We start from the raw sequence: 24883 nt of genomic DNA on the forward strand, positions 1-24883 counted from the left end.
CACCGGCGCCAAGCCCCCGTCATTTTCGGAGACATCCTCATGCGACGCTTCGCGGCGTTTGCGGTCGGCTGCGCGCTGGCCCCGCCCACGGCCGTTTCGGCCGCCCCGTTCACCGTCGATCGCCTGCTCAGCCTAGAGCAGCTGGGGTCGGCGCGGCTGGATCCGACCCGGCGCTGGCTGATCCTCCAGCGCTACGCGCGCTGGGACAGCGCCAGCGCCTACGACCTCGATTTCAACACCAAGCTTAGATTAGCGCGCATCCAGGCCTTCGACCTGCTGGCCGGCGGCGCGGAGGCCAAGCTCGATCTGCCGGAGGGGGCGGGCTACACCGCGCTGGGCGCCTCGCCCAAGGGCCGCCGCCTGGCGCTCGCGCGGCTCCGCGGCCACGCCTACGAGCTTGGCGTCGTTGATCTGGCCAGCGGCGAGGCGCGCTGGTTGGGGGTGAGCCCCCGGCAGGCGATCTGGGGACCGGCCGTCCTCTGGCGGGGCGAAGAGGAACTGCTAGTCGCCGCCCGGCCGGCGGACTTTCCGGACGTGACCTTTGGCTTTGGCTACCAGGGCCGCGCGCGGATCGGCCAGCAGTGGGCGGCGAGCGCGCGCGGCGACCTGGGGGCGACGGTGATTGGCAGCGGCCGCTACCGCGCCCTGCGGCCCAAGGCGCCGACCGTGGGCCTGCTATCGATCAACCTCAAGACCAACACCCAGCGGCTGCTGGTGGCGGGAAACATCCGCGATATGGCCCTGGCCCCGGGCGGTCGCACGCTCGCCGCGGTCGTCGAGGGCCAGGACATCCAGCCGACCACGCCCGAACCGACCAACGCCGCTACCGAACCCATGCGCAAGTCGCTGGTCCTGGCCGATCTCGACAGCGGCCGGGCCTTCACGCCCTGTCCCAATTGCGATCCGGCCGGGCGTTTCCTGTCCTGGTCGCCCAATGGCCGCGAGCTCTTGGTCTTCGCCCGGCAAGGCGAGGTCGCCTGGACGGATGGCCGCTTCTGGCGGCTGTCGGCGAGCGGCGCGGCCGCGCCGGTCGCCATCAACGGCCTGACGGCGGCGTTCGGCGCGACCTGGGATGTGGCGGGCGTGCCGTTGGCCGGCTGGCTCGATGGCGCGCCGGTGGTTCGGGCCCGGCCGGCCGGCGGCGGCCGGGCCGACTATTGGCGCATCGACGGAGCGCGACGCACGAACCTCACGGCCGCGCTCGCCGAGGACTTCCGGGCGATTGGCGCGGCCCCCGACGCCTGGGCGGTGGCCGCCGGCGGCCAGGTCTGGCGCGTCACGGCCAAGACAGCCCGCCCTTGGGGGATCGCGCCGGCCGCCGTGCAGTCGGTCGCGCCCCCCATCGATGGCTTTCGCGGGGCCATGAACACCGTGCCGGCCTTAAAGGACCTGGCCCTGGCCGATCCGGCGGCGAGGCCCGCCCTGCCCTGGCCGGGCCCGCGCCTGCCAAGGGCCGTCAACGGCGGCCGCATCGTCGACGTCGCCGCCCAAGGCGCGGTGGAGATCATCAAGGATCCGCATGGCGTGGAGTCGGTGGTGTTGGCCGCGAAAGACGCCGCGCCCCAGACCCTGGCGCGCGTCAACGCCAGTTTGGACGAGGTCGATTTCGCCGAGCCGGTCGCCATCCGCCATAAGGGCCTGGACGGCAAGGACCTGACCAGCTGGCTCTACCCGCCCCCCGGCGCGCGCCCGGGCGATCCGCCCCCGCCCGTGGTCGTGTTGCCCTATCCCGGCGACGCGCCCGCCGCCGCGCCGCGCGTGCAGCAGCCGGGCGTCCCGCAGATGTCGGTCAACGCCCGGGTCCTGGCCGCCCACGGCTTCGCCGCGATCGTCCCGGCCATGCCGTATATGGCTGGCAAGGAGCCGATCGAAGGGCTGGCCGACCAGATGCTGGCGCCGGTCGACGCGGCGGCCGCCCTAGGCCTGATCGATCCGGCCAAGATCGCGATCTGGGGTCACAGCTATGGCGCCTATGGCGTGCTGGGCGCGGCGAGCCAGAGCGCGCGCTTCAAGGCGGTGATCGCCACCGCCCCGACCGTCGACCTCATCAACAGTTATGGCCGGCTGGGTCCGATGGTCCACGCCGTTCCGGAATCGGGTCTGACGATCTTCGCCTCCTCCGGCTGGCAAGAGACTGGCCAGGCGCGGATGGGCGTTCCGCCCTGGAAAGATCCGCAGCGCTATCTGCGCAACAGCCCGCTGATCTACGCCGACAAGATCACCGCGCCGGTGCTGATCTTCCATGGCGACAACGACAAGGGCCTCGACCAGTCCCAAGCCTTGTTCAGCGCGCTCTATCGCCAGAACAAGGACGCGATCTTCGTCACCTATCGCGGCGAGGCGCACGTCTTCTATTCCCCGGCCAATGTCCGCGACTACTACCGGCGCGTCCTTGGCCTCCTGGATCGAACCCTCGGCCCGGGCGATCTGGCTTCCTCGCCCTAGGCGGCGGCCGGCCGGGCCCGCGCCAATCGCGCCTCCCAGCGTCGCACCCAGGCCTCGGCCGCCATCAGGACGAAGACCTCCGAGGTGATCGAGGTCCAGACGAGCTGGCCAACGTCGAGCGCCTGGTTAAGACGGTCGCGATCGATCAGGCCCGCCTCGACGAGGCGCCCGCCCAGCAGCCAAGCCCGCAAGGGCTCGAGGCTTTCGCCAAGCGCGCGGGCGAACCATGTCGTCAGGTCGCCCTTGCCCTGGCGCCCCAGAACCAAAGGCGGCAAGCGCTCGGCGAAGGCGGCGCGGGCGAAGGGGCGGTCGTTGTCGCCCACGGCCAGGCGCCCGGCGGCCACCGACAGGCAAAATTCCACCACCGGCTGGCTCATCAGCGGGTCGATGACGTCGCCGGCCTGGTGGCGCTGGCTTTCGCCAAAGGCGCTGAGACCGTTGACCAGGGCCAGGATCTGGAGCTGCTTGGCCGGCGCCAGGGCGCGCGCCTCCTCCAGCCAAGGATGCAGGCGCGCCGCGCCGGCCGCCGCCCCGTCCGTCAGGAACGCCCCCAAGCCAAGGCCCGCCGTCATATCCTGGGCCGACAGCCCCTGGCGCACCAGGCTCCAGACGGTGGTGGCGTTACGCCGCGCCAAAAGATCCAGGCCCCGCAGGCGGCCAACGCCAGCGCGGCCGGCCAGGACGTCGGGAACGAGGACCGGATGGCGGGACTGGTAGAACACCCCGTCGCCGCCGCGGCCGGTGAACATCGCCTCCACGTTCGGCGCGCGCAAACGCTGGGCCAGGTCGGCGTCATGGTCGGGATCGCCGCCAACATAGTTGAGCTTGGCGCCGCCGGCCGCGCCGGCCAGCTTGGCGGGATCGAGCCGGAGCGGCGCGCGCTCGACAACCTCGAGCCGCACGCCGATCGCGTCGGCCACGGCCTGGGCGTAGAGGCGCTCATCGCTTTCGGCGCGCGCGAAGGCGTGGTTGAGGCCGTAGAGCGGCGCGGCGCTGGTCCGCGCCAGGCTGGTGGCGACGATGGCCGAATCCAGGCCGCCGGAGATCTCGCAGAACACGCCTTGGCGCCCCAGGGCCCAGGCCGAGACCGCGCCGTCCAGCACGGCCCGGAGCCCGGCGGGGTCGGCGGCGGCTGGGCGGCGCGCGAACCGCGCGGGCGACCACAGACACGCGCCCTCGCCGTCTGGGCCCGACAGCACGCCCGGCCGATAGCTGACGACCCCAGCCAGGGGCGAGATCAAGCTGGCCAGGTTCTTCTGGCGCAGAATGGCGGCGAGGCGGTCGAAGTCGATCGCCAAAGCGACGGGCCAGAGCTCGGGAAGATCCGGCAGGCGCGAGGCGATGAAGCGCAGCGGTCCGCGCCGCCAGCCGATGGCCTCCATGACGCCGAGCGGATCGCGCAGGACCCGCGCGGGCCCCTCGCCGTCGTCGAGGATGGCGACGTAGCGCCCAAAGGCGCGGTCCGCCAGACGCTGTGCGATCGTGGCGGGATCGCCGCCGAAGCCCTGCGGTTCAAGCCGCGCGCCCACGCCGCGCCGAGCGGCGTCCGCATCGAAGACATCGCCGATCAGGGATCCGGCCACGTTGGGCAGATGGCGATAGGCCGGCGGCCGGGCCGCTTCAAGGAACACGGAAAACCCGCGCCGCTCGGCGACCTTACTCCAGCCGCCGCTGGCCAGGACCCGCGCCTCGCAGGCGCGCCAGGAACCGGTGTCCGCGCCGGCCGCCGTCTCGATCACCAGATAGTCGCGCATGGTCAGACCACCAGAATGGGAGAAAAGCCGGCGACATGGCTTGGCGTGTCGTCGAGCACGACCTCGCCGACCTGGAGCCAGCAATGGGCCTCGAACGGCCAGGTCCGCACGCCAAACACCCAGGCGGCGGCATGGCCGCGCCGCGCCAGGAAGAGACGCTGCTGGAGACTGCGCATCAGACAAAGGCCCGCGCGCGGCAGCCAGGGCGCCATGCGGGCGAAAGCAGCCGACGCGGCCAGGACCGAGGGCTTGGGCGCTTGCAGGGCGGCCGGATCGAGCTGGCCAGCCAGCGCCAACACCTCACGGAACGGAAGATCGGCGATCGCACGGGCGGCGATGTGATTGACCCTCACGGCCAGACCGATGGACGCCGGCGTCAGGGTCGCGGCGGGCCCCTCCAGGCCGCGCCGGACCGGTGGAAGGCTTGGCTTTGGGAGCCCCTGAGGACAACGCGCCACCAGGCCCGCCCGCCCCAGCTCCTCGGCGAGCGCCGCGCTCGTCAGCGCCACCGCGCCGCCGGGGCCAAGGCGAAGATCCTCAGCCGCGCCGGGCAGGCACAGATAGGCGTCAGCGCCGATGTCGAGGAAGACGATGTCGGTTTCCACGCGCGCGGCGCTCACGTCCGGCGCCAGCCAGATCCGCATGGTTTTCTCCCGGGGATCGAGGACCGGGCGATAGACCGCCCAGTCCGCTCTTCAGACGCCCCAGCAATCGGTGGGGTCTTGTGTCTCCAGCATGCCGGTGGGCAGCTGGGCCATCGTCAGGCGCTTGGCGGGGCCAAGCGTGATCAAAGAAATTCGGCGAGCGACGGTCATCAGCCGGCTCCTTGCTCGAGGGTTGAAGCGAACGCCGCCGGCGCGGCGGGGCGCCGGCGGCGGGCCGGGCCTTAGACGCCGTAGCGGTCGCTGGGGTCCTCGGCCTCGATCTGGCCGAACGGTAGTTGGGCCTGGGTGAGGGACTTGGCCGAGCCAAAGCGGATCAGCCGGATGGTTTGACGGGGGGTCATCATGGCCTCCTGGTTGCGAACGCCGCCGATCGCGGCCCTCCAAGCCAGCGCCCTCACGGTTCGATATTCAAAAGATATCCGGCTGATATTTGCGGTCATCGGCCAGGCGCACGATCGTGGCCGCCGCCTCCATCCGCCGGCGGTGATACTGGCGCGTCGCCGCGCGCAGGGCCTTGGCCTCGCCGGTCTCGAAGGCCGCGACCAAGCCGAGCGCCTCGGCGGCGGGGTTGTTTTCCAGCCGCGTCTCGATGGGCGCGAACGGCGCCAAGCGCGCGGCGGTGCGCTGGAACGCCAACGCAAGCGCCAGATCGTTGGCGCGCAGCACCAGCTCCAGGAACAGCGCATCGACCACCTGCGACGGCGCCGTCGCCGGATCGGCCAGTTGCGCCGAGAAGCTGAACGGCGCCCGCGCCGGCCAAGGACCGCGCCGCGATCGTCTCCGCGCCTCGGGCGAAAGCGCGGCGGCGATGTAAAGCAGGCGCATATTATAGAGTTCGGCCAGGGACGGCGGGTCGAGCTTGGGCCGCGTATAGGCATGACCACTCTTGTCGACGAGCTCCTCGCCCGCCAGGCGCGACAGCGCTTCGCGGACCGGCGTCGTCGATAGCCGCAATTCGGCGGCGATGAGATGGATCGGCAGGGGCGCGCCCGGCGCGTCGACGCCCTGGCGCAAGCGGCGCCGAAGGGCCTTGAGAGCCAGGCCAAAGGAGTCACGCGGTGGGGGCAAGGTCTGCGTCCTGCTCGGATCGCCAGTCTGCCCGCCCGCCGCCCGGGTCGACACCAAGATCGCCCCGGGGACGTGATCGACGTTGGCAGATCAGCCCTGGCGTCCACATGCCGGGATGATCCGTGCACGTCATACGCCCAGCGCGGCGGGAACTCCGCATGATCGGCGCCCCGAAAGCGGAACCGGCCGCGCGGATCGCGCAGACCCCGGACAATCAGCGCTCGACCACAGGGGCTGGAACCGGAAAAAAGGACGGGCGCGCCCCAAACGCAGGGTTGTACTTTGACCGAGCGTTCGCGGCGCGCTTTGATGGCGCAAGCAAGTGTCGAGTCCCGCTTTGGTCGAGAGCCCCTCCAACGATCTGGAGCAGCAGCGACAGCTCCTGTCGACAGTTCTGAAGACGATCCGCGATCTGCGGCGCCTGAAGGCGCGCGTCGTGGCCGCGCGCATGGGTATGAAGCTTCGCACCTACTACAGCTTCGAGGGCGGCGAGGGCCCGCTGATCATCGCCAGGATCTGGCGCTTCGCGGCCGCCACCGAGACCGACCCGGCTGGCATCATGGACGCCCTGATGACGGGCCGGATCGAATACGCCTTGCGAACCATGGACAACAAGGCCTCCACGATCCTTCTGGGCTCCTACCGGCAGTTCAACGACCGGGTCGGCGACCGGCTGACCACGATCACCTCGCCCGTGCTGATCGAGGCGTTCAAGCGGCCGTTCGATAGTCTGGAGGAACACATCGACCGGCGAGATCTCAGCGCCGAGCGTTGGCTCGCGGAAAACCTGTCGCGGATCGTGCCGCCGGAGGAGTAGTCGTCGCGCCCCGCGCCGGCGTGCGCCAGAGCGTACGATGATCGACCTTGGCCACTTCCGGATCCGTGGGACGGGCCAGGCCCCAATGCTCGGGAAGCGCCGCCAGCCGCCCGGCGCGAAGCGCTTGATAGTCCGCGACGTAGACGGGGTTGCGCCGCAGGAATTCCCAAGCCAAGGCGGCCGGCGCGAGCGCCCCGATCGCGCCGGTGAGCGCCTGGGTCTTCCCACCAATGACAGGAAAACTGGAGCTGACGGCGACGCGGGACTTTGCCATGCCTCATTGAAGCGCCTGATCGACGCGGGCCGGTAGCGCCGGGGTCGGGCAAGCGCCAGCCCGATCCGCAAAATCTTTTCGCCGGCTCGCCGCGCGCCGGCTAACGGCGGAAGAATACGGGTTTGCCGCACCCGCTTTACACAAGGCCGCACGGCTCGCGCAGGTATCCCGCACACAGCCACATTGCCCCCAGAAATATGCCAGTCATCACCGATGGGGCCGTCACGCGGCATCGCCAGGCGGCCGAGCGCCAGATCTCAACGACCTTCACGCGAGACGTTTGAGGTCGAACGCCTATCCCCAGAAGGCCTCGATAACCCCCGGCCGCGAGACGATCGGCCGTTCGCAGCAGGCGCTGGACGCGCATGCGCATGTAGTCCGACCGGCCGGCCCAGTCCTCGCGCACGCGCTCTTCGCCGAACAGCAAGGTCGCGATCTCACGGTGGCTAGCCCCGGCGCGGCGCGCGTCATGGGCTCGCAAGCTTTCCAGCCAGCGGCCAGCCCGGGCAGGCTCGCGCGGCGCGGCGGCCGGGAGTCGCCCCGTATCCCTAAGCGCGACCAAACCCCGAAGGCCTTCCAGCGCGGCGCTCGCGCCACCGGGGAGCGGCAGGGCGAGCCGGCAGGTCACGGGTCCGCCAAGGATGTCGCCTTCGATGACCGCCAGCCGCAGCCGACGCGGCCCGTCACAGACCAGCACCTGCTGGTCGCCATCCTCGATACGCGCCACGAGAATGGGAAGGTCGCAAGCGGCGATGTCCAGAGCGTGCCCGGTGTCGGCGGGCGCGGCGCTCACCGAGACCGCGGCGGCCGAAGGATCGGGCCGCCAGAGGACCGCGGGCGCCGGATCGCCAGCGGGACCAGGACCAACGTAGCAAAGGCCAGGGGGATCGACCACGTCCACCATGCGCGCGTCACGGGCCAGACCGCGCCGCGCGAACTCCCACGCCCAGACCGCCGCCTCGGCGCGTAGCAAGGGCCGGTAGGTGTCCGCCCGTCTCCAGTCGGGCGCAAAGGGGTGTTCATCCAGCATGGCGGCGCTCGCCGCCCCCCGCTGTGAACTGTTCCGTATCTGGCGCGACCTGTCGACTCCGCCGGAGGCTGCAAGCTCGTCATCGGCCCGCTTGCCGGTCTAAGCTCACGCGGGCGCCCAGAACCGGGAGCCGCGCGCCCTGACCGCCGAGGACCCTTTGACGCCGAAGCTCGATCAGCAAGTGACCGACGAAGCGCCGTGTGGCGACACGGTCACCGACTACGACCGCGCGCACCTGGTGACGTACCTGCGTCTGCTCGACGCGTCGCGAGAGGGCGCCGACTGGCGTGAGGCCGCGCGCCTGGTGCTGGACCGCGATCCCGATCATCCCGCTTCCCGCGCCTGCTGGGAAAGCCATATGCGCAGGGCAGAATGGATGACGCACACGGGATATAAGGATTTGGCGGGGCTTCAGAACCTCTAGCCGCGTGGCGCCAAGGCCCGCCTCCTCTGTCCGCCGCGACCGCCGCAGCACAACCAAGGTTGGCTGACCCGTCGCCCCGAACCTGGCGGCATCCTTCCCACCACAAGCGCGGCGGAGGCTTGCCGCGAAAGCCAAGTCGCCGCGGACAAAGAACCTGGTCCTGGCTATCGCGCCTCCTGCCTGGCCGTGTGACCGACGCAGGAATCGCAGGCTTTGGCCACATCGTCACGCTGTCCAAACTGGAACCAGATTTCGAACGCCGTGGTCGGCGACACGCCTGTGGGGGGCTTGGGAAACGGTCCCGCCCGCTGAACCGTGGCCATGGCTAACCGGTCCAACATAGGATCGCCGCTACCGCGCGTGATACGGATGTCGCAGGGCGCGCCACCCGGCATCAGATGGAAGGCGATCCCAACACCCCCGCGCAGGTGGCTCATCGGCGGGCGTCTCGCCATGATCATCCGCCAAATCAGATCTTGATAGCGCCTCAGAGCATCATCCTCGCCAGGCGACTTCGCGCCGGCGGCCATTTGAGGCGGAGATGGCGGGGCGGCGGTCAGTTCGGCGGGGAGTATCCGCGACGGCTCGACGACCGTCGGCGCACGCTCGGCCACACTCGACTCTCCGCCCCGTTCGGTTCGGGCCGAGACCCTACTGGCGGCCGACTGCGAGACCGGCCGCCGGTAGGGCTGGACCTTGATTTTAACGACCGGCGCGGGTTGGGGTTCGAGGCGGGCCCAATCGGCCGGGACCAAGCTGACCACCATGTCTGGCGGCGGCGCCCTTGGCGGGGTCGGCGCTTCAAAGGTCACCAGCGCGAGTTGGGCCGCGACAATACCGCAGGAAGAGACGAACGCGCCCCCCTTGGACAGTAGCGCCTGGAGGCGCCACTGTCGCAAGCCGATGGGACGCCCGGCGGCAAGAAGGCTGATCGGCGTCATGTTAGAATCTGGCGGTCAGCCCGACGTCGACCGAACGTCCCCGCCCCGGCGTCTGGCGCAACGCGCCGGTCGCGCCGTAGTCGCCCAGCGAGACGCCGCCCAGCGGCAGATCATAGCTTTGGTTGGCCAGATTCTCGACCGCTAGGCTTAGGGTCACCGTCTTCCACTGATAGGCCGTGCGGACGTTCAGGAGCTGATAGGCGGCCGTCTTTCGCTCGTTGCGAGTGGGATCGACGCGATCTTTCTCGGCGACCAACTCCAGTTCGACGGCGCTGGTCCAAGGGCCTTTAGCATGCCGCACCGCTATACGGCCATTCAGCGGCATCTGACGATAGAGCGGCGCGCCAGTGGCGCGGTTCTCGCCATGCAGGGCGCTGAACGTCGCGTCCAACCGCGCCTTGCCGAACGTTTCGCTCGACCACAACGGCGCTTGGGCGGATACATCGACGCCCCGGAACTCAGCGTCCACATTGACGAACTGCAGTTGGACGAAGCCGCTGGGCTTGCCCATCATGTTGGTCAGGTCGGCGATCTTGCGCGCGTCGATGAAGTCGGCGACCCGCGTGTAGAACGGCTCGACCGTCAATCGCCAACCGTCCTCGCCGCCGCCCGCGAACCGCACCGCGCCGCTGAAGGTGTCGGCCTTTTGCGACTTCAGCGCCAGATTGCCAACATAGCCGTTGCCGTCACCGTACCAGCCGATCATCTGGCTGGACATCGCGCCGCGCCCCCAAGCATACAGCTGGTAGAGGTTCGGCGATTGGGTCTTGCGCGCGTAGCCAGCCTCCAACGTCACGCCATCGATCGGCGCATAGCGGAGCAAGGCGGTCGCGCCCCAATTGCCATCATCGTGCTCGTGGTCAGCGGCGTTGAAGGCCTGGGCCGCCATGGCGTCCTTCATGCTCATCATGCCGGTGGAATAGGGCTGGACGTCGCCGGTGTTCATCGACACCGCGTCGTGGCGCACGCCGATCACGCTCGACAGCTTGTCGGACCAACGGGTGTCCAACTCGGCGAAAACGCCGAAACGGTCGCGGCGACCGTCATTGACGTTCAGATAGGTGTTGGGTCCCATCATCATGCTGCCGGCCACCGCGGGCCAGCTGTCGTCCAGCGCCTGATGGTGGAACTCGCCGCCGACGCGCAGGGTCTGGCGGGCGTCCAGAACGATGTCGGCCTTGGCTGTGACGCCGGTGGACTTTACCCAGGTGTCCATAGGCATGCCGCCGTCGGCGTCGCCGCCCTTGTCGTCCAGGAAGTTCATCTTGTGGCGGACGTCCCGATGATAGGCGGTGACCTCCAGCGCCCCCCAGGCGAACGCGCCCTGGTAGCGGCCAGTCAGCGCCCACGACCGGTTCAGGGTCATGTCCATCCACTGGTTGGGGAAGCCCTCATAGGGCGAATAGTCCAAGCTTCCCTTGACCGTGAACAGACCAACGCTCGTGCGGCGGCCAACCGTCAGGGCGTGGCTGGTCTTGGCGTATTCGGTCGACCGCACATGGCCATCCCCGGCGCCGCCCCGATAGTTCCGGGCCTTCGCGCCCGATCCGGCGTAGCCGACGCTCCACCGGTCGCTGGCGATGGTCGCCTGGACCGCGCCCCCCACGGCGTCGTCGTTGCTCCGATAGAAGACCGAAGTCTCGCCGGCGAACAGCCTCTGGCCGGCCTCGGCGAACTTGGGATCGGCCGAGCGCGCGGCGATGACGCCGCCGATATTGTCGCCGCCAAAGCTGACCGGCGAGACGCCCTTAACGACCAGAACCGAACCTAGGGTGAGCGGATCGACATAGGATAGCGGCGAGTTCATGAAGTTGGGACACGCCATATCGACCGGCGCGCCGTCGATGGTGACGATGACCTTGTCTTCGCCGATCCCTCGGATCGAGGGCAGACTGGAGAAGCCGCCGGCCCCTTGCGCCGCCACGCCAGGCGTGGCCCGCAGGATCTCCGTTAAGTCGCTTGATGAGACGGCTCGACGGCTGGCGGCGAGGTGATCGACAACATGGGTCGACAGCCCCGCCGTACCGCCATTGGGCTCGGCTTGGTTCGTCTCGACCTCGACATCACGCAATCGCATGGTCGTCTGGGCGGCGGCGGGGCTCGTCGCGAGGGCCGCGACAAGCGCCAGACACGAGGTCGTCAAGAAGGCAGTACGGGTCATGATACGCTATCCCATCAAGCACGGCGCAACCGGCGTGCGAGACACTTGTCTTTAGGAGGAAAGGGGGCTCAGCCTTGGACGTCGCGGATTGCGGCGCGGCGCGCGGGGCGCATGGTGCGAGCGCGGGCCTTCAGCAGACGGCTCAGGGCGCGAAGCGCCATCTGTTCGGCCACCGAAAGCGAAGTTTCGAGCGCGCAGATCATCACGTATCTCCCGGGTCAAGTCGCCCGACCGCGACCCTAGGACCTAGACATCGTTGGACATTGTTCGCGCTCAATGTCGCGATCGAGGACGCCTACTTAAGGCGCCGAGATCAATGGCCAGACCTTAGGCAGGTCCATCGACATCGCGAGCCAGTACGTCGCGTGAAGGAAACCACGCCCCCCTCCGGCCGCCCCACCGCCGCCGGACTTGGGCGGTGAGCTGGGCTGGCCCCGCAGATCGATGATCCGCGCCGGCGACCTTCAAGGGACTCTAATTTCTGCTTTTTCCGGCCCGAAAGCCGCTTCGAATCTATCGCAAAATACTCACGTGAGCGCCGACCGCGCCCCACGGGGTCCAAGCCCGTAGCCTATCGAATGGCAGCTCCACTGCGCCTTGCCATTGGAACATACGCCCCTCTGGGGCGCCCGGAGGCGCCCCAGAGGGGCGAGGAGGCAACGCTATTCCGCGGGCGTCAGGACGGCCGCCTCGCCCGACACGCGCCGCCGCGCGCCCAACACCAGCTTGCCGGCGAAGATCGCCAGGGTCAGCGCGCCACCCGCGAAGACGACGTCTCCCGGCACGCGCATCCAGACCAGAAACTGGACCAGGGGCGAGTGGACCACGGCCGGCGAGCGGGCGAACCACAGGCCATGGTCGATGCTGGCGATCGCCTGGATTACGCCCACCGGCAGCAGCGACAAGAAGATCATCATCGCCAGCCCGCCGTTGAGCAGCCAGAACGTCAGAGCCAGCAGCCGATCATCCCAAACAGCCCGACGCGACAGGCCGCGGAAACAGAACAGCAACAAGCCAATGCCCAGCATGCCATAAACGCCGAAGAGCGCCGCGTGACCGTGGGTGGCCGTCGTGTTCAACCCCTGGATGAAGTACAGGCTGACCGGCGGGTTGATCATGAAGCCGAAGACCCCCGCGCCCAGCAGGTTCCAGAACGAAACCGCGACGAAGAAGAAGATCGGCCAGCGATAGGTCGCGACCCAGGGCGCGGCCTTTGTATGCCTGAAGGTCTCGAAGGCCTCGGCGCCGATCAGGGCCAGCGGCACGACCTCGAGGGCCGAGAACACCGAACCGATGGCGATCACCGAAACCGGGGTGCCGGCGAAGTACCAGTGGTGCGCGGTGCCCAGCACGCCGCCGAACAGGAACACGATGGTCCCGAACAGCACCGCGCCATTGGCCGACTTGGCGCGCACCAAGCCCAGCTTCACCATCAACAGGCTGATGACGGCCGTGGCGAACACCTCGAAGAAGCCTTCGACCCAAAGGTGGACGACCCACCAGCGCCAGTACTCGACCATGCTGATGTGGGTATGCTTACCCCACATGAAGCCCGCGCCGTAGAACAGGCCGATGGCGATCGTCGACAGGAACAGGATCCAGAGGACGGGCTTGCTCTCCGACGGCGACTTCAGCGCGGGCCAGAGGGCGCGGCCGACCAGGACCAGCCACTTCATCAGACCCACGAACAGCAGGATCTGCCAGAAGCGACCCAGGTCGACATATTCCCAGCCTTGGTGGCCAAACCACCAGTTGGCGTTCAGGTCGAACACCTGCTGCACGCCCAGCCACTCGCCGGCCATCGAGCCCAGCACCACGACCACCAGGGCGACCCACAGGAGATCGACGCCCAGCTTCTGGCCCTTGGGCTCGTGGCCCGAGATCATCGGCGCGACATAGAGCCCCGTGGCGAGCCAAGCGGTGGCGATCCAGAAGATCGCCAGTTGGGTGTGCCAGGTACGGGTGACCGCGTAGGGGATGATGTCGGAGATCGGCACGCCGAAGAAGGCGTGGCCTTCCACCGAATAGTGGGCGGTGACCGCGCCCAAGCCCACCTGCAGCAGGAAGAGGCCAATCACGGTCAGGAAGTATTTGCCGGTCGCCTTCATCGATGCCGTCGGCTTGATGTCCGACAGGGGGTCTTTGTCCGGCGCGACCAGATGGTCTTCGGACTTCGTGCGGGCGTGCCAGAAGGCCAGCGCCCCGACGGCGGCGATGAGCAGGATGATGCTGGCTACCGACCAGACGATCGTGGCGGTGGTCGGCTTGTTGCCGATCAGCTCTTCATGCGGCCAATTGGCCGTATAGGTGATGTTCGAGCCGGGACGGTCGGTGCTGGCCGCCCAACCGGTCCACCAATAGAAGGCGCCGATGGCCGCGCGCCGCGCCGGATCCTTCACCGCGCCATTGGCGATGGCGTACTGCTCGCGCAGCTTCTCAAGCGCTGGGTCCGAACTCAGAAGAGCCTCATAGTGCGCGCGCACCTGGCGCATGGCCTGGGCGCGGTCGGCGCTGACCACGATCGTCCCAGTCTTGGGATCGTAGGTATTGGTCCGAACCTCGCCCTTCAGGCGCTCCCGCAGAGCCGCTTGCCGCTCCGGCGACAGGGCGTCGTAAGCCGCCTTGAAATCGCGCCGAGCCCAGATGTCGAGTAGGGCCGTAGCCTCGCGGTGGACCTGATCGGCCGACCAGTCCGGCGCCACGTAGCCGCCGTGCCCCCATATGGAGCCGACCTGTTGGCCGCCCATCGACTGCCAGGCCAGTTGCCCAGTCTCAATCTCGGCCTTGGTAATCAACACCCGCCCCGATGCTTCGACCACGCGGATCGGAATCGGCGGCGCTTGCCGGTGAATTTCACGTCCCATCAACCCCAGGACGGTGAACGACACCGCCATCACCAGGGCGAGGACGAACCATAGTCTTCGTGTGTTCATCTCGCTTACCCCTGCCGTTCGGGACTCTCCCACTCGGCGTTCGGGGACCACGAATGCGTCCAAGCTCGCGCGGGGACGTTGTCGGGGCGCAATCTCTTCGATCAGACGGCCTTGGCGTGACGCATCGCGGCCTGGGGCAAGCGCGCATCAAAGGCGGCGGCGACCACCCGCATCAGGCGGCGGGCCGGCTCCGGGATCGAGACCACCGCGTCGTCGCGGGTGCAGAGGCCCGCCAACCGCAAGGCATCGGTCGCCGCGAGGCCGTCGGCCAGATGATCCTCGGCGAAGGCGTGCTCTCGACAAACGGCCGCTACGTCAACCGTCATGTCGCACATCAGCCGCTCGATAACGGCCGCCCTCAGACGATCCTCGGCGTCGACGACAAGCGCCCGGTTCAGCGGGAGTTCGCCCCGGGCGATGGCGGCCGACCACTGGTCGGTCGGCACGTGGTTGCCAACAAACCCCTCGCGGAATTGACCGATCGACGACGGACCGATCGGAACGAGCACGGGCGCCGGATCGTCCGTATACCCCTGGAAATTGCGTCGCAGCCTTCCTTCCGCCGCCGCAAGCGACAGCGCATCGTCGGGCAAGGCGTAATGATCAAGCCCAATGCGAATATAGCCAGCCTCGACCAAGGCGATGTCTGCGGCTTCGGCCTGGGCCCAGCGACCGTCCAGATCAGCCAGATCGGCCTCGCGGATCATGGTCTGGTGCTTTTTCATCCAAGGCACGTGAGCGTAGCCAAACACCGCCACCCGGTCGGGCCGCAGTTGGACCGCCAGGCGCGCCGACTCGTGGACGTTCTCGGGCGTCTGGCCCGGCAGGCCGTACATCAGGTCGAAGTTCAGCCCCTTGACGCCCACCGCCCGGAGACGCTCGGTTGCGCGCGCCACATGGTCGTAGGGTTGAATGCGATTGACCAACGCCTGCACGGTCGGGTCGAAGGTCTGGACGCCCAGGCTGACGCGATTGACGCCCACGGCGCCGGCAGCGTCGACGAAGGCCTCGGACAGCATGCCCGGATCCAACTCGGCGGCGATTTCGGCGTCTGGACGCGATCGGAAGGCGGTCTTCAATTGGGTGACCAGCGCGACGAAGTCCTCGGGGCTCAGCGCGTTGGGACTGCCGCCGCCAAAGTGCAGGTGCGCCAGGCCGTCGTGCCGGCCAAGACGCTCGGCGACCAGATCGACCTCGCGCGTCAAGGTCTCGAAGAAGTTCCCGACTCGTTCATAGGTATGGGCGATCGAGGTATGGCAACCGCAATACCAGCACAGGCGCCGACAGAACGGCACATGCACATAAACCGATAGCCTGTCCTCGGGGTTCGTCCCCGCGATCCAGTCGTGGGCCTTCGACGCCTGCCGCGCGTCGAAGGCGAGCGCCGTCGGATAGCTCGTGTAGCGCGGCAGGTTACGCTCAGCGTGAACGCGCTGGGCGGGTGTCAGCAACGAGCGGCTCATGTGCGAAGTCCTATAGATCCGTCCCGCCCGGCTACTGGCGCGACGTGAGACAAGGGCCGGCGATCAAGTTCTGAGCGAAGCTCCTCGCCAGTCCGCGACAAGTAGAGAACGACGCCCGCTCTCACTTGATCGCGGCCCTACTTGATCGCGGCCCTACTTGATCGCGGCGAAGTCGACCGTCAGACGCTTGCGGGCCAGCGGCGGAGCCTTGGCGATGGCGGCTTCGGCTTCGGCCGCGTTCGGTTTGCCGTCGCCGACCTTGGCTACGAAGGTCATGCCCATGGTCCAGTGCGGCATGCATTTGAAGCCGTAGACGCCGGTCTTGGTAAGCTTCACGACGACTTCCTTGCCAAGCACGCCCTTCATCTCGGGAACACCGGCCGGCCACATTTCCTTAATGGTCTCGGCGTTGTGGCCCGGGTCGGTCGGAATGAAGCGCACGGTGTCACCGACCTTCAACTTCGCCGTCGCTGGCTCGAACACCATCATGCCTCGCGCGCCGGAGTTCAGCATCTTGACCTGAAGTTCCGCCGCGCCGGCCGCTCCGGCGACGGCCAAAGCGCCCACGACGGCGCCGACCAGGAGAACGGACTTGAGCATTTAAATCACCTTGCTTCGCGGCGGAAAGCCCGCTCGCTCGCCGTTGTCGATAGACTCGACGGAGAGGGGCGACATTGCGCCAGCGCAAGCGATCGCGGAGATTCGTGACGCAAGCGCCGCCGCCTCCAGCCGTCTGGGCTCGCGGAAGTCGTCCTAGCACGCCAGGATTTCCAGAGGATCGCGTTGGGCCGCACCATTCTGATCCGCGCTCTGGCGTGACGCGCGGACGACCTCCTTGTTCTTCGACAATTCAGACCGATGTCGAATCCTCCAACCTCTCCCATCCCTTGGTGACGGAGCAGGACCATGGCCTTCGACATTCCCCTCGCGGCGGAGATATGGGCCGCCAAGTACAGGTTCACGCCGGACGGTGGCGGCGGCGACGCCGGTGTCGAGGACAGTTGGCGACGGGTGTCGGAGGCTATCGCTCTGGCCGAACCCGAAGAGGTCAGGGAAGAGTGGCGCGAGCGATTCCTAGAAGCCCTGACCGACTTTCAGTTCCTGCCCGCCGGCCGGATCTTCGCCGGCGCCGGCACCGCCCGGGCCGTGACCCTGTTCAACTGCTTCGTCATGGGAACCCTACCCGACGACCTGCCGGGCATCTTCGAGCACCTGCGCGAGGCGGCGGTCACCCTGCAGCAGGGCGGCGGCGTGGGCATGGACTTCTCGACCATCCGCCCGGCCGGCGCGCCCGTGCGCGGGGTCGGCGCCGACGCCTCGGGCCCCTTGAGTTTCATGGATGTCTGGGATTCGATGTGCCGCACCATCCTATCGGCGGGCCAGAGACGCGGCGCGATGATGGGCTGTCTGCGCATCGACCACCCCGACATCGAGGCCTTCATTGACGCCAAGCGCGATCCCACCCGTCTGCGGAACTTCAACCTGTCGGTGCTCGTCACCGACGGGTTCCTGGAAGCCCTGCAGGCCAACGCCGAGTGGCCGCTGGTGTTCAACGGCGAGGTGTTCCGGACTGTCAAAGCCGCCGATCTCTGGACGCGGCTGATGACGGCGACCTACGCCTACGCCGAGCCCGGCGTGATCTTTGTCGATCGGGTGAACGCTCGCAATAACCTGGCCGCCTGCGAGACCATTAGCGCCTCCAACCCCTGCGGCGAGCAGATGCTCCCGCCCTATGGCGCTTGCCTGCTGGGCTCGATCAACCTAGCCCGCCTGGTGGCGACTCCGTTCGCCGGGGGCGCGGCTCTGGATGAGGAGCGGCTGGCCGCATTGACCCATGTCGCCATCCGCTTCCTGGACGATGTCATTGACGTTTCGCGCTTCCCCCTCGAGGCCCAGGCCCAGGAAGCGCGCGCCAAGCGGCGGCTGGGCCTGGGCGTCACGGGCCTCGCCGACGCCTTGATCTTCTGCGGCCAGATTTACGGCTCTGAAGAGGCCGCGCGGACCACAAAGCGCTGGCTGGGGATCATCAAGCGCGAGGCTTACCGCGCCTCGGCTCTACTGGCCGCCGAAAAGGGCGCCTATCCGGCCTACGACCCCGAGGTGCTTAGCCGACCCAACCTGATGGATCTGGACGAGACGACGCGCGCCCTAGTCGCCAAACACGGGCTGCGCAACGGCTGCCTGACCTCGATCGCTCCGACCGGCACCACATCGCTGGTGGCCGGCAACGTCTCGTCGGGGATCGAGCCAGTGTTCGCCTATGCCTACAACCGCAAGGTCCGCCAGCCTGACGGCTCGACCCGGCAAGAGGCGGTCGAGGACTATGCTCTAACAGTCTGGAAGCGTCTTCACGGCGACGCGGAGCCGCCGCGGGACGTCTTCGTCTCGGCTCAGACGCTGTCGCCGCGCGAGCATTTGGTCATGCAAGCCGCCGCCCAATCGATGATCGACAGTTCGATCTCCAAGACCGTCAATTGCCCGGCCGACATTGCCTTCGACGCCTTCTGCGACGTCTACCTCGAAGGCTGGCGCTCGGGGTGCAAGGGCCTGACGACCTATCGGCCTAACGCGGTGACGGGTTCGGTGCTGTCGGTCGACACGCCGCCGCCCGTCGAGGAGCCCGCGCCCGACCTTCCGCTGGCCGCGCGCGACGAGGCGTTGGCGGGCATGACCTACAAGATCAAGTGGCCCCACAGCGCTCACGCGGTCTACGTCACCGTCAACGACGCCGAGATCGACGGCCAGCGGCGACCGTTCGAGATCTTCGTCAACTCCAAGAACATGGAGCACTACGCCTGGACACTGGCTCTCACGCGGATGATTTCGGCGGTATTCCGGCGCGGCGGCGACGTCGGCTTCGTGGCCGAAGAACTGAAGGCGGTGTTCGATCCGCAGGGCGGCGCCTGGCTGTCGGGGCGCTATGTTCCGTCGCTGCCAGCCGCGATTGGCGGCGTGGTCGAGCGCCACCTGCGCCACGAGTTCATCGCCGCCACACCCCGGATCGGCGAGGCGGTAGAGCCGACCGATCACCCGCGTCACGCCGAAGCCGCCCGTCCGGCCGTCTGCCCGCGGTGCGGCAGCTCGGCCCTAATCCGCAAGGAGAGCTGCGACACCTGCACCGACTGCGGCTACTCCAAGTGCGGCTAATCGGCCATATTGAATGACCCAACAAAAAGGGCCCGCCTGGCGCGGGCCCTTCCTTTTTTGCGCCCTTCTCCAGGCTAGAGTTTGAAGTCCAGGCTGAGCCAGGCGCGCGTCGCGTCGGGATAGGTCGGCCCTTGCGTCTCGAACCGGGCCACGCCCAGTTCCAGGGTCCACCCCTTGGCCAGCGGCGTCGATACCAAGAAATCGATCTCTCGGCCCAGGTTCTGGCCGCCGACCGTGGTGTCGAAATCGTGCGCCTCGCCGCTCAGTTTCAGCGGCTGCTTGGAGCCAACCATCGTTGTCCCCCGCAGGAAGACGTCGCGCACGCCCTTGGCCGGCGTCGCGCCGATCACATCCGAAAGACCTTGGAACGAATGCAGCGTGGCCAACGGCGTCTGAAAGGCGTGGACGCCATCGCCTTCCAGCCGTTCCAGGTTCAGCGACGCCGCCGACCTTGCGGTCTTCAGTCCGGCCGAGACCAGATCGTAGTCGGCCGAGTAGCGCTGAGGGCTGCTTCCCCAATCCTTCTGATTGGCATGCTCCAGCTCCCAGGTCGCGCTGAGGCCGGGCTTAAGAACGCGGACTCCCGCCAGCCGAACGCCGAAGGTTTTTGAGGACTGGGTCGGGGCGTTTTTGAAGTCCATCAGAAAGGCGTAGGCGCTGGCCTTGCCGATCGCGCCCAGATCACTCTCCGCCAGGAACAGGTGCGCGTCACCGCGCCAGACGCCTTGGGACGACTTGTGTCCCAGCGGACGGCGCACACGGTCAACATAAGCGTAGGTGACGACGACCGTCTTGGTTGGCTTAGCCACCAGCTTGATGGCGTCAAAGGTCTGCTCATTCTGTCGCCAGCCGACATTGCCGACGAAACGCGCGTTGCCCAGAATGATCCGCTGCCGCCCGACATCGACGCCGAGCTTGGCGTTCGGACGCCACTCGACCACTGCGCGGTTCAGCTCAACGCCTTCCGGATCCTGGATCGTGGCCTTGCCAGGTCGGGCGTGGACGCCGTCGGCGTAGGCGTCCTCGATCGCACCGATAGCCTCCATCTCGATCAGGCCGGTAAGGGTCTTGGAGATGGGCTGTCGCCACCCCAGACGTAGGCGGGTGGTGATCGCCTCTGCGTCGACTCCATCGGGATCGTAGAACTCGTAGCGCGTCCGCGCCTCAAGCAATAGCTGACCAGAATTGGCGGGCGTCTCGGCGGCGATGACCGGCGGGCCGAAGGCTAGCGCGCTCGCCCCGGCGAAGGCCAACAGGACATGCTTTCTCATGGAATGAACCTGATTAACTGCCTAAGGAAGACGGGGCCGCGATCGCTCGCGGCCCCGCTATGCGCCGTCCTAGTGGCCGCCGCCCTTGTGCGGGTTCGGCGGGGCGTTGAACACCTCGAGATTGGCGGGACCCTCGACGGTGAGAATCCCGGCGCCGCCGCGTTCCAAACGGCTCAACGCATGGTCGACAAGAATGTAGTTGCCAGGCGCCTCGAGCTTGAAGTCCACGATGGTGGCGCCGCCGGGCGCGACCGTTACGGTCTGCACGTCATTGATGACCGGGCTGGTAGCCGAGCCGTAGGGATAGACGTGGTCGAAGATCTCGCCGATCACATGGAAGCTTGAGGTCTTGTTGGGACCGCCCACGCCGAAGAAGATCCGGACGGTCTCACCGACCTTGGCGCGCAGAGCCTTGTCGCCGGTCAGGGCTTTGGAGGCGCCGTTGAAGACGTAGTATTCGGGCTGTTCATTGAGCAGCTTCTCGATGCTCTCATTCAAGAGCCCCTGCGAGCCCAGGGCCTCGTCGGTATAGATTTCGCCCTGCACGACGTAGAACTCGTGATCGACCTTGGGCAGCCCCTCTTCGGGCTCGACCAATATGGCGCCATACATGCCGTTGGCGATGTGCTGAGCCACCATCGGAGTGGCGCAGTGATAGATATAGAGGCCCGGCGCCATGGCCTTGAAGGTAAAGGTTCGCGTCTCTCCCGGCGCCGCCATGGTGGCGACGCCGCCGCCGCCGGGGCCCGTCACGGCGTGGAAATCGACATTGTGCATGTGCTCGCTGTCGGCGGCGTTCTTCATCGAGACCTCAACCGTGTCGCCGACGCGGACCCGGACCATCGGACCGGGAACCTTGCCGTTAAAGGTCCAGAACTTGTAGCTGGCGCCGTCCGCCAGTTTGCCAACGATCTCCTGGGTGACCAGATCAACCTTGACCTTCGCAGGCGCGCGGCGGGTTATCGGCGACGGCAAATCGGTTGCGGGGCGAACGATGTCGGCGACGGCCGGGGCCGAAGCGTCGGGCGCGGCTGCGTGGGCGCCCGCGACCCCGGTCAGGGCGAGCGTCGCGGCGGTGGCGAAAAGAGCGAGGGCTTTCATAATCCTATCCTCCGGCGCCCGAGCGGCGCCGATGGGCCGATGCGTAGCCTTCCCCTCAACGCGTTCTTTGCGCGCGCGCAAACTGCTTCGGCGCGCCGCGCTTGCGGACCTGGCAAGCAGCCGAGATTTCACCGCGCGCGGCCGCGCGCTTCATAGGTCGATAGGAGCAAAACGCCTGCCAGCGGGACCTCGACGCGGCCGGAGCCGCACTGGAAGGACAGGAGACTTGGGGTCCCTGATCTCTGTTGCGGCGTCCCCTTACGTGGTCGCCCCATCCTCAATCCAGCCGTGGCTTGGCTCGTCATTGATGACGTAGTCTAAGCGCGACGGTTTCATCCGGCTGGTTGCGCGTCCGATGATCATGGTCGAAAGCTCGAAAGAGCTTCCGTCAACCCGCCAACCGCGCGGGCGCGTATCGCTCGGGGATGACGCCGAGCGCGGTCAGCGTCGACGGGACCGCCTCGCCGAGAATCTGGCTGGCCGCCAACAGGCTCACGGCGGGCGAGGTCTGGACGCCGAAGCCGCCAAGACCCGCCAACCAGAAATAGCCCTCGATCTCAGCCGACCAACCCACCACCGGCGCCTGGTCGGGGGCGAATGTCCTAAGGCCGGCCCAGCGACGCTCGATCCGCGTCAGTCGATGATCGCACATGGTCTCGAACCGCAGCACGGCGCGCGCGACGTCGGCGATATCAGGGGCTGGATCGCAAGGGGGCGAAGGACTTGCATCCGCGGGCGTGATCAGCAGAGCGCCGTGATAGGGTCGGAAATAAAACCGCTCGCGGACGTCCTTGAGGATCGGCCAACTCTCGAAACCTTCTCGCGCCACCGCCGCCCCCAAGACGACGGTCCGTCGCATGGGCGTCAAACCCAAGGGCGCGACGCCGCAACGCGCCGCCAGACTATCGGCCCAAGCGCCGGCCGCGTTGACGATGATCGGCGCCTCCAGCAAGCCTGACGGACTCCCGATGCGCCACGCGCCTGCGCTACGCTCCGGGGAGATTTCGCCAGCATCGACCTGCAGATAAGCTCCCGCGCCGAGGGCCATGCGACGAAACCGCTCCAACAGCGCCGCCACATCGATGTCGCCAGCTTGGGTCTCCAACCACGCGCCGTCGATCACGCTCTCGCGCAAGATCGGAAAAAGCTCGACAGCCTGACGGGGCGCAAGAGCTTGCAAGGCTAGGTCAGGGGCTCGCTCCTGGTCGAACGCCGTCAGATGCGGTTGGCGACCAATATGCAATGCATGGCGCGGCTTCAGAAGAGGCGCCGACGCATTCGGAGCCTCGGACAGGAAGGCCTTGCTCGCCAAGGTCAGCGGCGTGATCGCGGCCCCGCCATACGACGGTAGAAACATGGCCGCCGACCGCGCCGTGGTCATTGTCCCCAAGGCTGGCTCACGCTCGATCAGCGCCACCTTGAGGTGGGGCGCGAGTCGGGCGGCCAGGGCTACTCCGACGATACCGCCGCCGATGATGACGACGTCGAATCGCATGTCAGCGCTCCGCGACCGTCAGCATCCCGGCCCTGCCGTACAGATAGCCGTTGATCAAAGGCCCTGGCGGGCGCGTCGCCGTCACCGCCGCCCGCAGCCCCGCGCCGTCCAAATCTCCGCGAACAAAGGCCCCGAAGGCCGCCAAGACGCTGTGGACGTCGCCGGTGTGCGGCGAAATCCGCAGCGCCTTCACGCCCGCCGCCGCCAGGCGACCGACCTCCGCGTCGGCCAGGTGAACGCCATACGACAGGGTCTGGATGCCGTTGACCGCGAGGAATGGTTCGCCGTCGACCGTCCGGACAATCATGCCGTCCGGATCGGTCTCGCAGACGAACAGGCAACCGTCCTTGTGGGCCTTGTGGGCCCGCGCGTGATAGCAGCGGCCCGACAGCGCCAAGGGCAGCCGGCCATAGGCGAAGAGCTCGATCTCGACCTGGGGACAGGCCTTGGCGATCGCGGCGATGGCTTCCAGCGACAGCTCGACATTGGCGCAGATTCGCCGGCAGCCCCGCGCCGCCAAGGCCGCCACGGCGCTTTGGTTATAGAGGTTCAGCATCGGCCCGGCGACGAAGGCCGCGCCTTTGGGCAGGCTGGCCAAGGCCGCGACATCATTGACCTCAAGCAGAGCGCTGGCCTCGGCCAACTCGCGCACCGATCTCGCTTCGCGCGGCGTGGCCGGCAAGGCCTGGCTGGCCCAGACCACCGCTTTGCCAGCCTTGGTCAGCGCCTCTTCGGCCAGCAGCAATGGTTCCACGGTCAAGGGCGAACGCTTGCCGCAGACGACCTCGCCCAGATAGACGCGCGACACGTCCGGCGATGCGGCGATCGCGGCGTAGTAATCGGCGATGCGCTCCGGCGACCATAGGAACATCAACGGCCCAACCGTCAGTTCCAGCGCGCTCATCGCCACTTCCTCTTGTAGGCGCCTTCGGTTTCGCGCCCGCCCTCGGCCAGATCCGTCAGCATCCGGGCGAAAGGCTCGCAATCGCGGCCCGCGTCTAGAGCATCGATCGCCCCCCGGAAGGCCGCGGCCACGCGCCGGACATAGGTCTTGCCCCGTTGGCGGCCCTCGACCTTGATCGCCTTGACTCCCGCCGAGCGCAGGTCGCGCAGAACAGCCATGGCGTTCAAACTGACCGGATCCTCGAACAGGTATGAGGTCTCGCCCATCGCTTCGAACCGGCCCTTGCACAGGGTCGGATAACCAGCCGCTTCATGGGCGCCGAAACGGTCGATCGCCACCCCGGCCAGGCGCGGCGTCAGGCCGTTCGCGTCGGTCTCGAAGCTGACCGCTTCGGGCGGCGAGCAGACGCCCGACAGGTTGGGCGAGCGGCCGGTGGCATAGGACGACAGGGCGCAGCGCCCTTCGGCCATCACGCACAGGCCGCCGAACACGAAGGCCTCCAGCTCGACGCTGGTGGCCTTCACCAGGGTCGCGATCTCGGGCGCGGTCATCACGCGCGGCAGCACCACCCGGCGCACCCCGAAGGACTCGGCGTAGAAGGCGATCGCCTCGGCGGAGTTGGCGGCCGCCTGCACCGAGAGGTGCAGGCGCAGGTCCGGATAGGCCTGGCGGGCGTAGGACAGCACGCCGATGTCGGCGACGATCACCGCGTGGGCCCCGGCCGCGACCGCGGTATCGACCGACTGGCGCCAAGTTTCGTCGGCCCCGGCGCGGGCGAAGGTGTTGATGGCCACCAGCACCTTGGCGCCATGGTCTCGCGCGAAGGCGACGGCCTCGTTCATCTCGGCCGGCGAGAAGTTCAGGCCCGGGAAGTTGCGGGCGTTCGTCTCGTCGCGCAGGCCGCAATAGACGCTATCGGCGCCGGCCTCGACGGCGGCGCGCAGCATCGGCGGCGAGCCGGCGGGGCAGACCAGTTCGATCGACCCCATG

General features: G+C 67.8%; 21 protein-coding genes. 4 read left to right on the forward strand and 17 right to left on the reverse strand.

Annotation, left to right across the window (positions count from 1 at the left end):
• Nucleotides 1–39: 39 nt before the first annotated feature.
• Entirely contained in the window at nt 40–2445 is a 2406-nt protein-coding gene (locus J2728_RS00855; RefSeq protein ID WP_309995211.1) for a S9 family peptidase, read from the forward strand.
• Here J2728_RS00855 and J2728_RS00860 read toward each other — a convergent pair.
• The 4 genes from J2728_RS00860 to J2728_RS00875 form a co-directional block, all read right to left on the reverse strand.
• Complete coding sequence (locus J2728_RS00860; RefSeq protein WP_309995213.1) at nt 2442–4199, reverse strand: asparagine synthase C-terminal domain-containing protein; 1758 nt, start codon at nt 4197–4199, stop codon at nt 2442–2444. The genes J2728_RS00855 and J2728_RS00860 overlap by 4 nt on opposite strands.
• Nucleotides 4200–4201: 2 nt before the next feature.
• On the reverse strand, nt 4202–4843 hold the full coding sequence (locus tag J2728_RS00865; protein ID WP_309995214.1) for a lasso peptide biosynthesis B2 protein: 642 nt from the start codon (nt 4841–4843) through the stop codon (nt 4202–4204).
• Between the two features lie 242 nt (nt 4844–5085).
• A complete protein-coding gene (locus J2728_RS00870) occupies nt 5086–5208 on the reverse strand; it encodes a hypothetical protein (protein ID WP_309995216.1) in 123 nt (40 codons plus the stop codon).
• A 64-nt stretch (nt 5209–5272) separates the two neighbouring features.
• Complete coding sequence (locus J2728_RS00875) at nt 5273–5932, reverse strand: GntR family transcriptional regulator (RefSeq protein WP_309995218.1); 660 nt, start codon at nt 5930–5932, stop codon at nt 5273–5275.
• 322 nt (nt 5933–6254) lie between these two features.
• Here J2728_RS00875 and J2728_RS00880 point away from each other — a divergent pair, with 322 nt between their 5' ends.
• Nucleotides 6255–6749: an XRE family transcriptional regulator gene (locus J2728_RS00880; protein ID WP_309995220.1), complete on the forward strand. Its 495-nt coding sequence runs from the start codon at nt 6255–6257 to the stop codon at nt 6747–6749.
• Here J2728_RS00880 and J2728_RS22185 read toward each other — a convergent pair.
• Nucleotides 6691–7023: a transcriptional regulator domain-containing protein gene (locus tag J2728_RS22185; RefSeq protein ID WP_404979679.1), complete on the reverse strand. Its 333-nt coding sequence runs from the start codon at nt 7021–7023 to the stop codon at nt 6691–6693. The genes J2728_RS00880 and J2728_RS22185 overlap by 59 nt on opposite strands.
• Before the next feature lie 136 nt (nt 7024–7159).
• A complete protein-coding gene (locus J2728_RS00885) occupies nt 7160–8053 on the reverse strand; it encodes a DNA -binding domain-containing protein (protein WP_309995222.1) in 894 nt (297 codons plus the stop codon).
• 157 nt (nt 8054–8210) lie between these two features.
• On the opposite strand from J2728_RS00885, the gene J2728_RS00890 reads away from it, so the two are divergent.
• The gene (locus J2728_RS00890) at nt 8211–8477 is read left to right on the forward strand and encodes a DNA -binding domain-containing protein (RefSeq protein ID WP_309995223.1); all 267 of its coding nucleotides are present in this window, start codon (nt 8211–8213) and stop codon (nt 8475–8477) included.
• Nucleotides 8478–8641: 164 nt separating this feature from the next.
• Here J2728_RS00890 and J2728_RS00895 read toward each other — a convergent pair whose 3' ends face one another.
• From J2728_RS00895 to J2728_RS00920, 6 genes are all read right to left on the reverse strand, one after another.
• Nucleotides 8642–9418 carry an energy transducer TonB family protein gene (locus J2728_RS00895; RefSeq protein WP_309995226.1) on the reverse strand — a complete coding sequence of 259 codons (777 nt, stop codon included), beginning with the start codon at nt 9416–9418 and terminating at the stop codon, nt 8642–8644.
• Between the two features lies 1 nt (nt 9419).
• Nucleotides 9420–11579: a TonB-dependent receptor gene (locus J2728_RS00900; protein WP_309995228.1), complete on the reverse strand. Its 2160-nt coding sequence runs from the start codon at nt 11577–11579 to the stop codon at nt 9420–9422.
• A 68-nt stretch (nt 11580–11647) separates the two neighbouring features.
• Entirely contained in the window at nt 11648–11782 is a 135-nt protein-coding gene (locus tag J2728_RS00905; protein ID WP_309995230.1) for a hypothetical protein, read from the reverse strand.
• A 459-nt stretch (nt 11783–12241) separates the two neighbouring features.
• Nucleotides 12242–14512: a nitric-oxide reductase large subunit gene (locus J2728_RS00910; protein ID WP_309995233.1), complete on the reverse strand. Its 2271-nt coding sequence runs from the start codon at nt 14510–14512 to the stop codon at nt 12242–12244.
• Between the two features lie 101 nt (nt 14513–14613).
• Nucleotides 14614–15975 (reverse strand): oxygen-independent coproporphyrinogen III oxidase, encoded by a 1362-nt coding sequence (hemN, locus tag J2728_RS00915; RefSeq protein ID WP_309995235.1) that lies wholly within the window; start codon nt 15973–15975, stop codon nt 14614–14616.
• Nucleotides 15976–16128: 153 nt separating this feature from the next.
• Entirely contained in the window at nt 16129–16575 is a 447-nt protein-coding gene (locus J2728_RS00920; protein ID WP_309995237.1) for a pseudoazurin, read from the reverse strand.
• Between the two features lie 306 nt (nt 16576–16881).
• Here J2728_RS00920 and J2728_RS00925 point away from each other — a divergent pair, with 306 nt between their 5' ends.
• Entirely contained in the window at nt 16882–19122 is a 2241-nt protein-coding gene (locus J2728_RS00925; protein ID WP_309995240.1) for an adenosylcobalamin-dependent ribonucleoside-diphosphate reductase, read from the forward strand.
• A 74-nt stretch (nt 19123–19196) separates the two neighbouring features.
• On the opposite strand, the gene J2728_RS00930 is transcribed toward J2728_RS00925, so the two are convergent.
• The 5 genes from J2728_RS00930 to ubiU all read right to left on the reverse strand — a co-directional run bounded on the left by J2728_RS00930 (nt 19197) and on the right by ubiU (nt 24882).
• Nucleotides 19197–20393, reverse strand: coding sequence for an alginate export family protein (locus J2728_RS00930; protein ID WP_309995242.1), 1197 nt, complete (start codon nt 20391–20393; stop codon nt 19197–19199).
• 69 nt (nt 20394–20462) lie between these two features.
• Complete coding sequence (gene nirK / locus J2728_RS00935) at nt 20463–21494, reverse strand: copper-containing nitrite reductase (RefSeq protein WP_309995244.1); 1032 nt, start codon at nt 21492–21494, stop codon at nt 20463–20465.
• 388 nt (nt 21495–21882) lie between these two features.
• Nucleotides 21883–22989, reverse strand: coding sequence for an NAD(P)/FAD-dependent oxidoreductase (locus J2728_RS00940; RefSeq protein ID WP_309995246.1), 1107 nt, complete (start codon nt 22987–22989; stop codon nt 21883–21885).
• Nucleotide 22990: 1 nt separating this feature from the next.
• A complete protein-coding gene (gene ubiV, locus J2728_RS00945; protein ID WP_309995248.1) occupies nt 22991–23893 on the reverse strand; it encodes a ubiquinone anaerobic biosynthesis protein UbiV in 903 nt (300 codons plus the stop codon).
• A complete protein-coding gene (ubiU, locus tag J2728_RS00950) occupies nt 23890–24882 on the reverse strand; it encodes a ubiquinone anaerobic biosynthesis protein UbiU (RefSeq protein WP_309995250.1) in 993 nt (330 codons plus the stop codon). The genes ubiV and ubiU overlap by 4 nt, the downstream gene beginning before the upstream one ends.
• Nucleotide 24883: the final 1 nt, after the last annotated feature.

The organism is Caulobacter segnis (assembly GCF_031454995.1).
Lineage (GTDB): Bacteria > Pseudomonadota > Alphaproteobacteria > Caulobacterales > Caulobacteraceae > Caulobacter > Caulobacter segnis_E.

Coding starts and splice junctions, on each gene's coding strand:
- J2728_RS22185 (WP_404979679.1), bottom strand. CDS start 7,023: ATGGCAAAGTCCCGCGTCGCCGTCAGCTCCAGTTTTCCTGTCATTGGT.
- hemN (WP_309995235.1), bottom strand. CDS start 15,975: ATGAGCCGCTCGTTGCTGACACCCGCCCAGCGCGTTCACGCTGAGCGT.
- ubiV (WP_309995248.1), bottom strand. CDS start 23,893: ATGAGCGCGCTGGAACTGACGGTTGGGCCGTTGATGTTCCTATGGTCG.
- J2728_RS00905 (WP_309995230.1), bottom strand. CDS start 11,782: ATGATCTGCGCGCTCGAAACTTCGCTTTCGGTGGCCGAACAGATGGCG.
- J2728_RS00860 (WP_309995213.1), bottom strand. CDS start 4,199: ATGCGCGACTATCTGGTGATCGAGACGGCGGCCGGCGCGGACACCGGT.
- J2728_RS00865 (WP_309995214.1), bottom strand. CDS start 4,843: ATGCGGATCTGGCTGGCGCCGGACGTGAGCGCCGCGCGCGTGGAAACC.
- J2728_RS00855 (WP_309995211.1), top strand. CDS start 40: ATGCGACGCTTCGCGGCGTTTGCGGTCGGCTGCGCGCTGGCCCCGCCC.
- ubiU (WP_309995250.1), bottom strand. CDS start 24,882: ATGGGGTCGATCGAACTGGTCTGCCCCGCCGGCTCGCCGCCGATGCTG.
- J2728_RS00900 (WP_309995228.1), bottom strand. CDS start 11,579: ATGACCCGTACTGCCTTCTTGACGACCTCGTGTCTGGCGCTTGTCGCG.
- J2728_RS00895 (WP_309995226.1), bottom strand. CDS start 9,418: ATGACGCCGATCAGCCTTCTTGCCGCCGGGCGTCCCATCGGCTTGCGA.
- J2728_RS00885 (WP_309995222.1), bottom strand. CDS start 8,053: ATGCTGGATGAACACCCCTTTGCGCCCGACTGGAGACGGGCGGACACC.
- J2728_RS00870 (WP_309995216.1), bottom strand. CDS start 5,208: ATGATGACCCCCCGTCAAACCATCCGGCTGATCCGCTTTGGCTCGGCC.
- nirK (WP_309995244.1), bottom strand. CDS start 21,494: ATGAAAGCCCTCGCTCTTTTCGCCACCGCCGCGACGCTCGCCCTGACC.
- J2728_RS00910 (WP_309995233.1), bottom strand. CDS start 14,512: ATGAACACACGAAGACTATGGTTCGTCCTCGCCCTGGTGATGGCGGTG.
- J2728_RS00940 (WP_309995246.1), bottom strand. CDS start 22,989: ATGCGATTCGACGTCGTCATCATCGGCGGCGGTATCGTCGGAGTAGCC.
- J2728_RS00930 (WP_309995242.1), bottom strand. CDS start 20,393: ATGAGAAAGCATGTCCTGTTGGCCTTCGCCGGGGCGAGCGCGCTAGCC.
- J2728_RS00925 (WP_309995240.1), top strand. CDS start 16,882: ATGGCCTTCGACATTCCCCTCGCGGCGGAGATATGGGCCGCCAAGTAC.
- J2728_RS00920 (WP_309995237.1), bottom strand. CDS start 16,575: ATGCTCAAGTCCGTTCTCCTGGTCGGCGCCGTCGTGGGCGCTTTGGCC.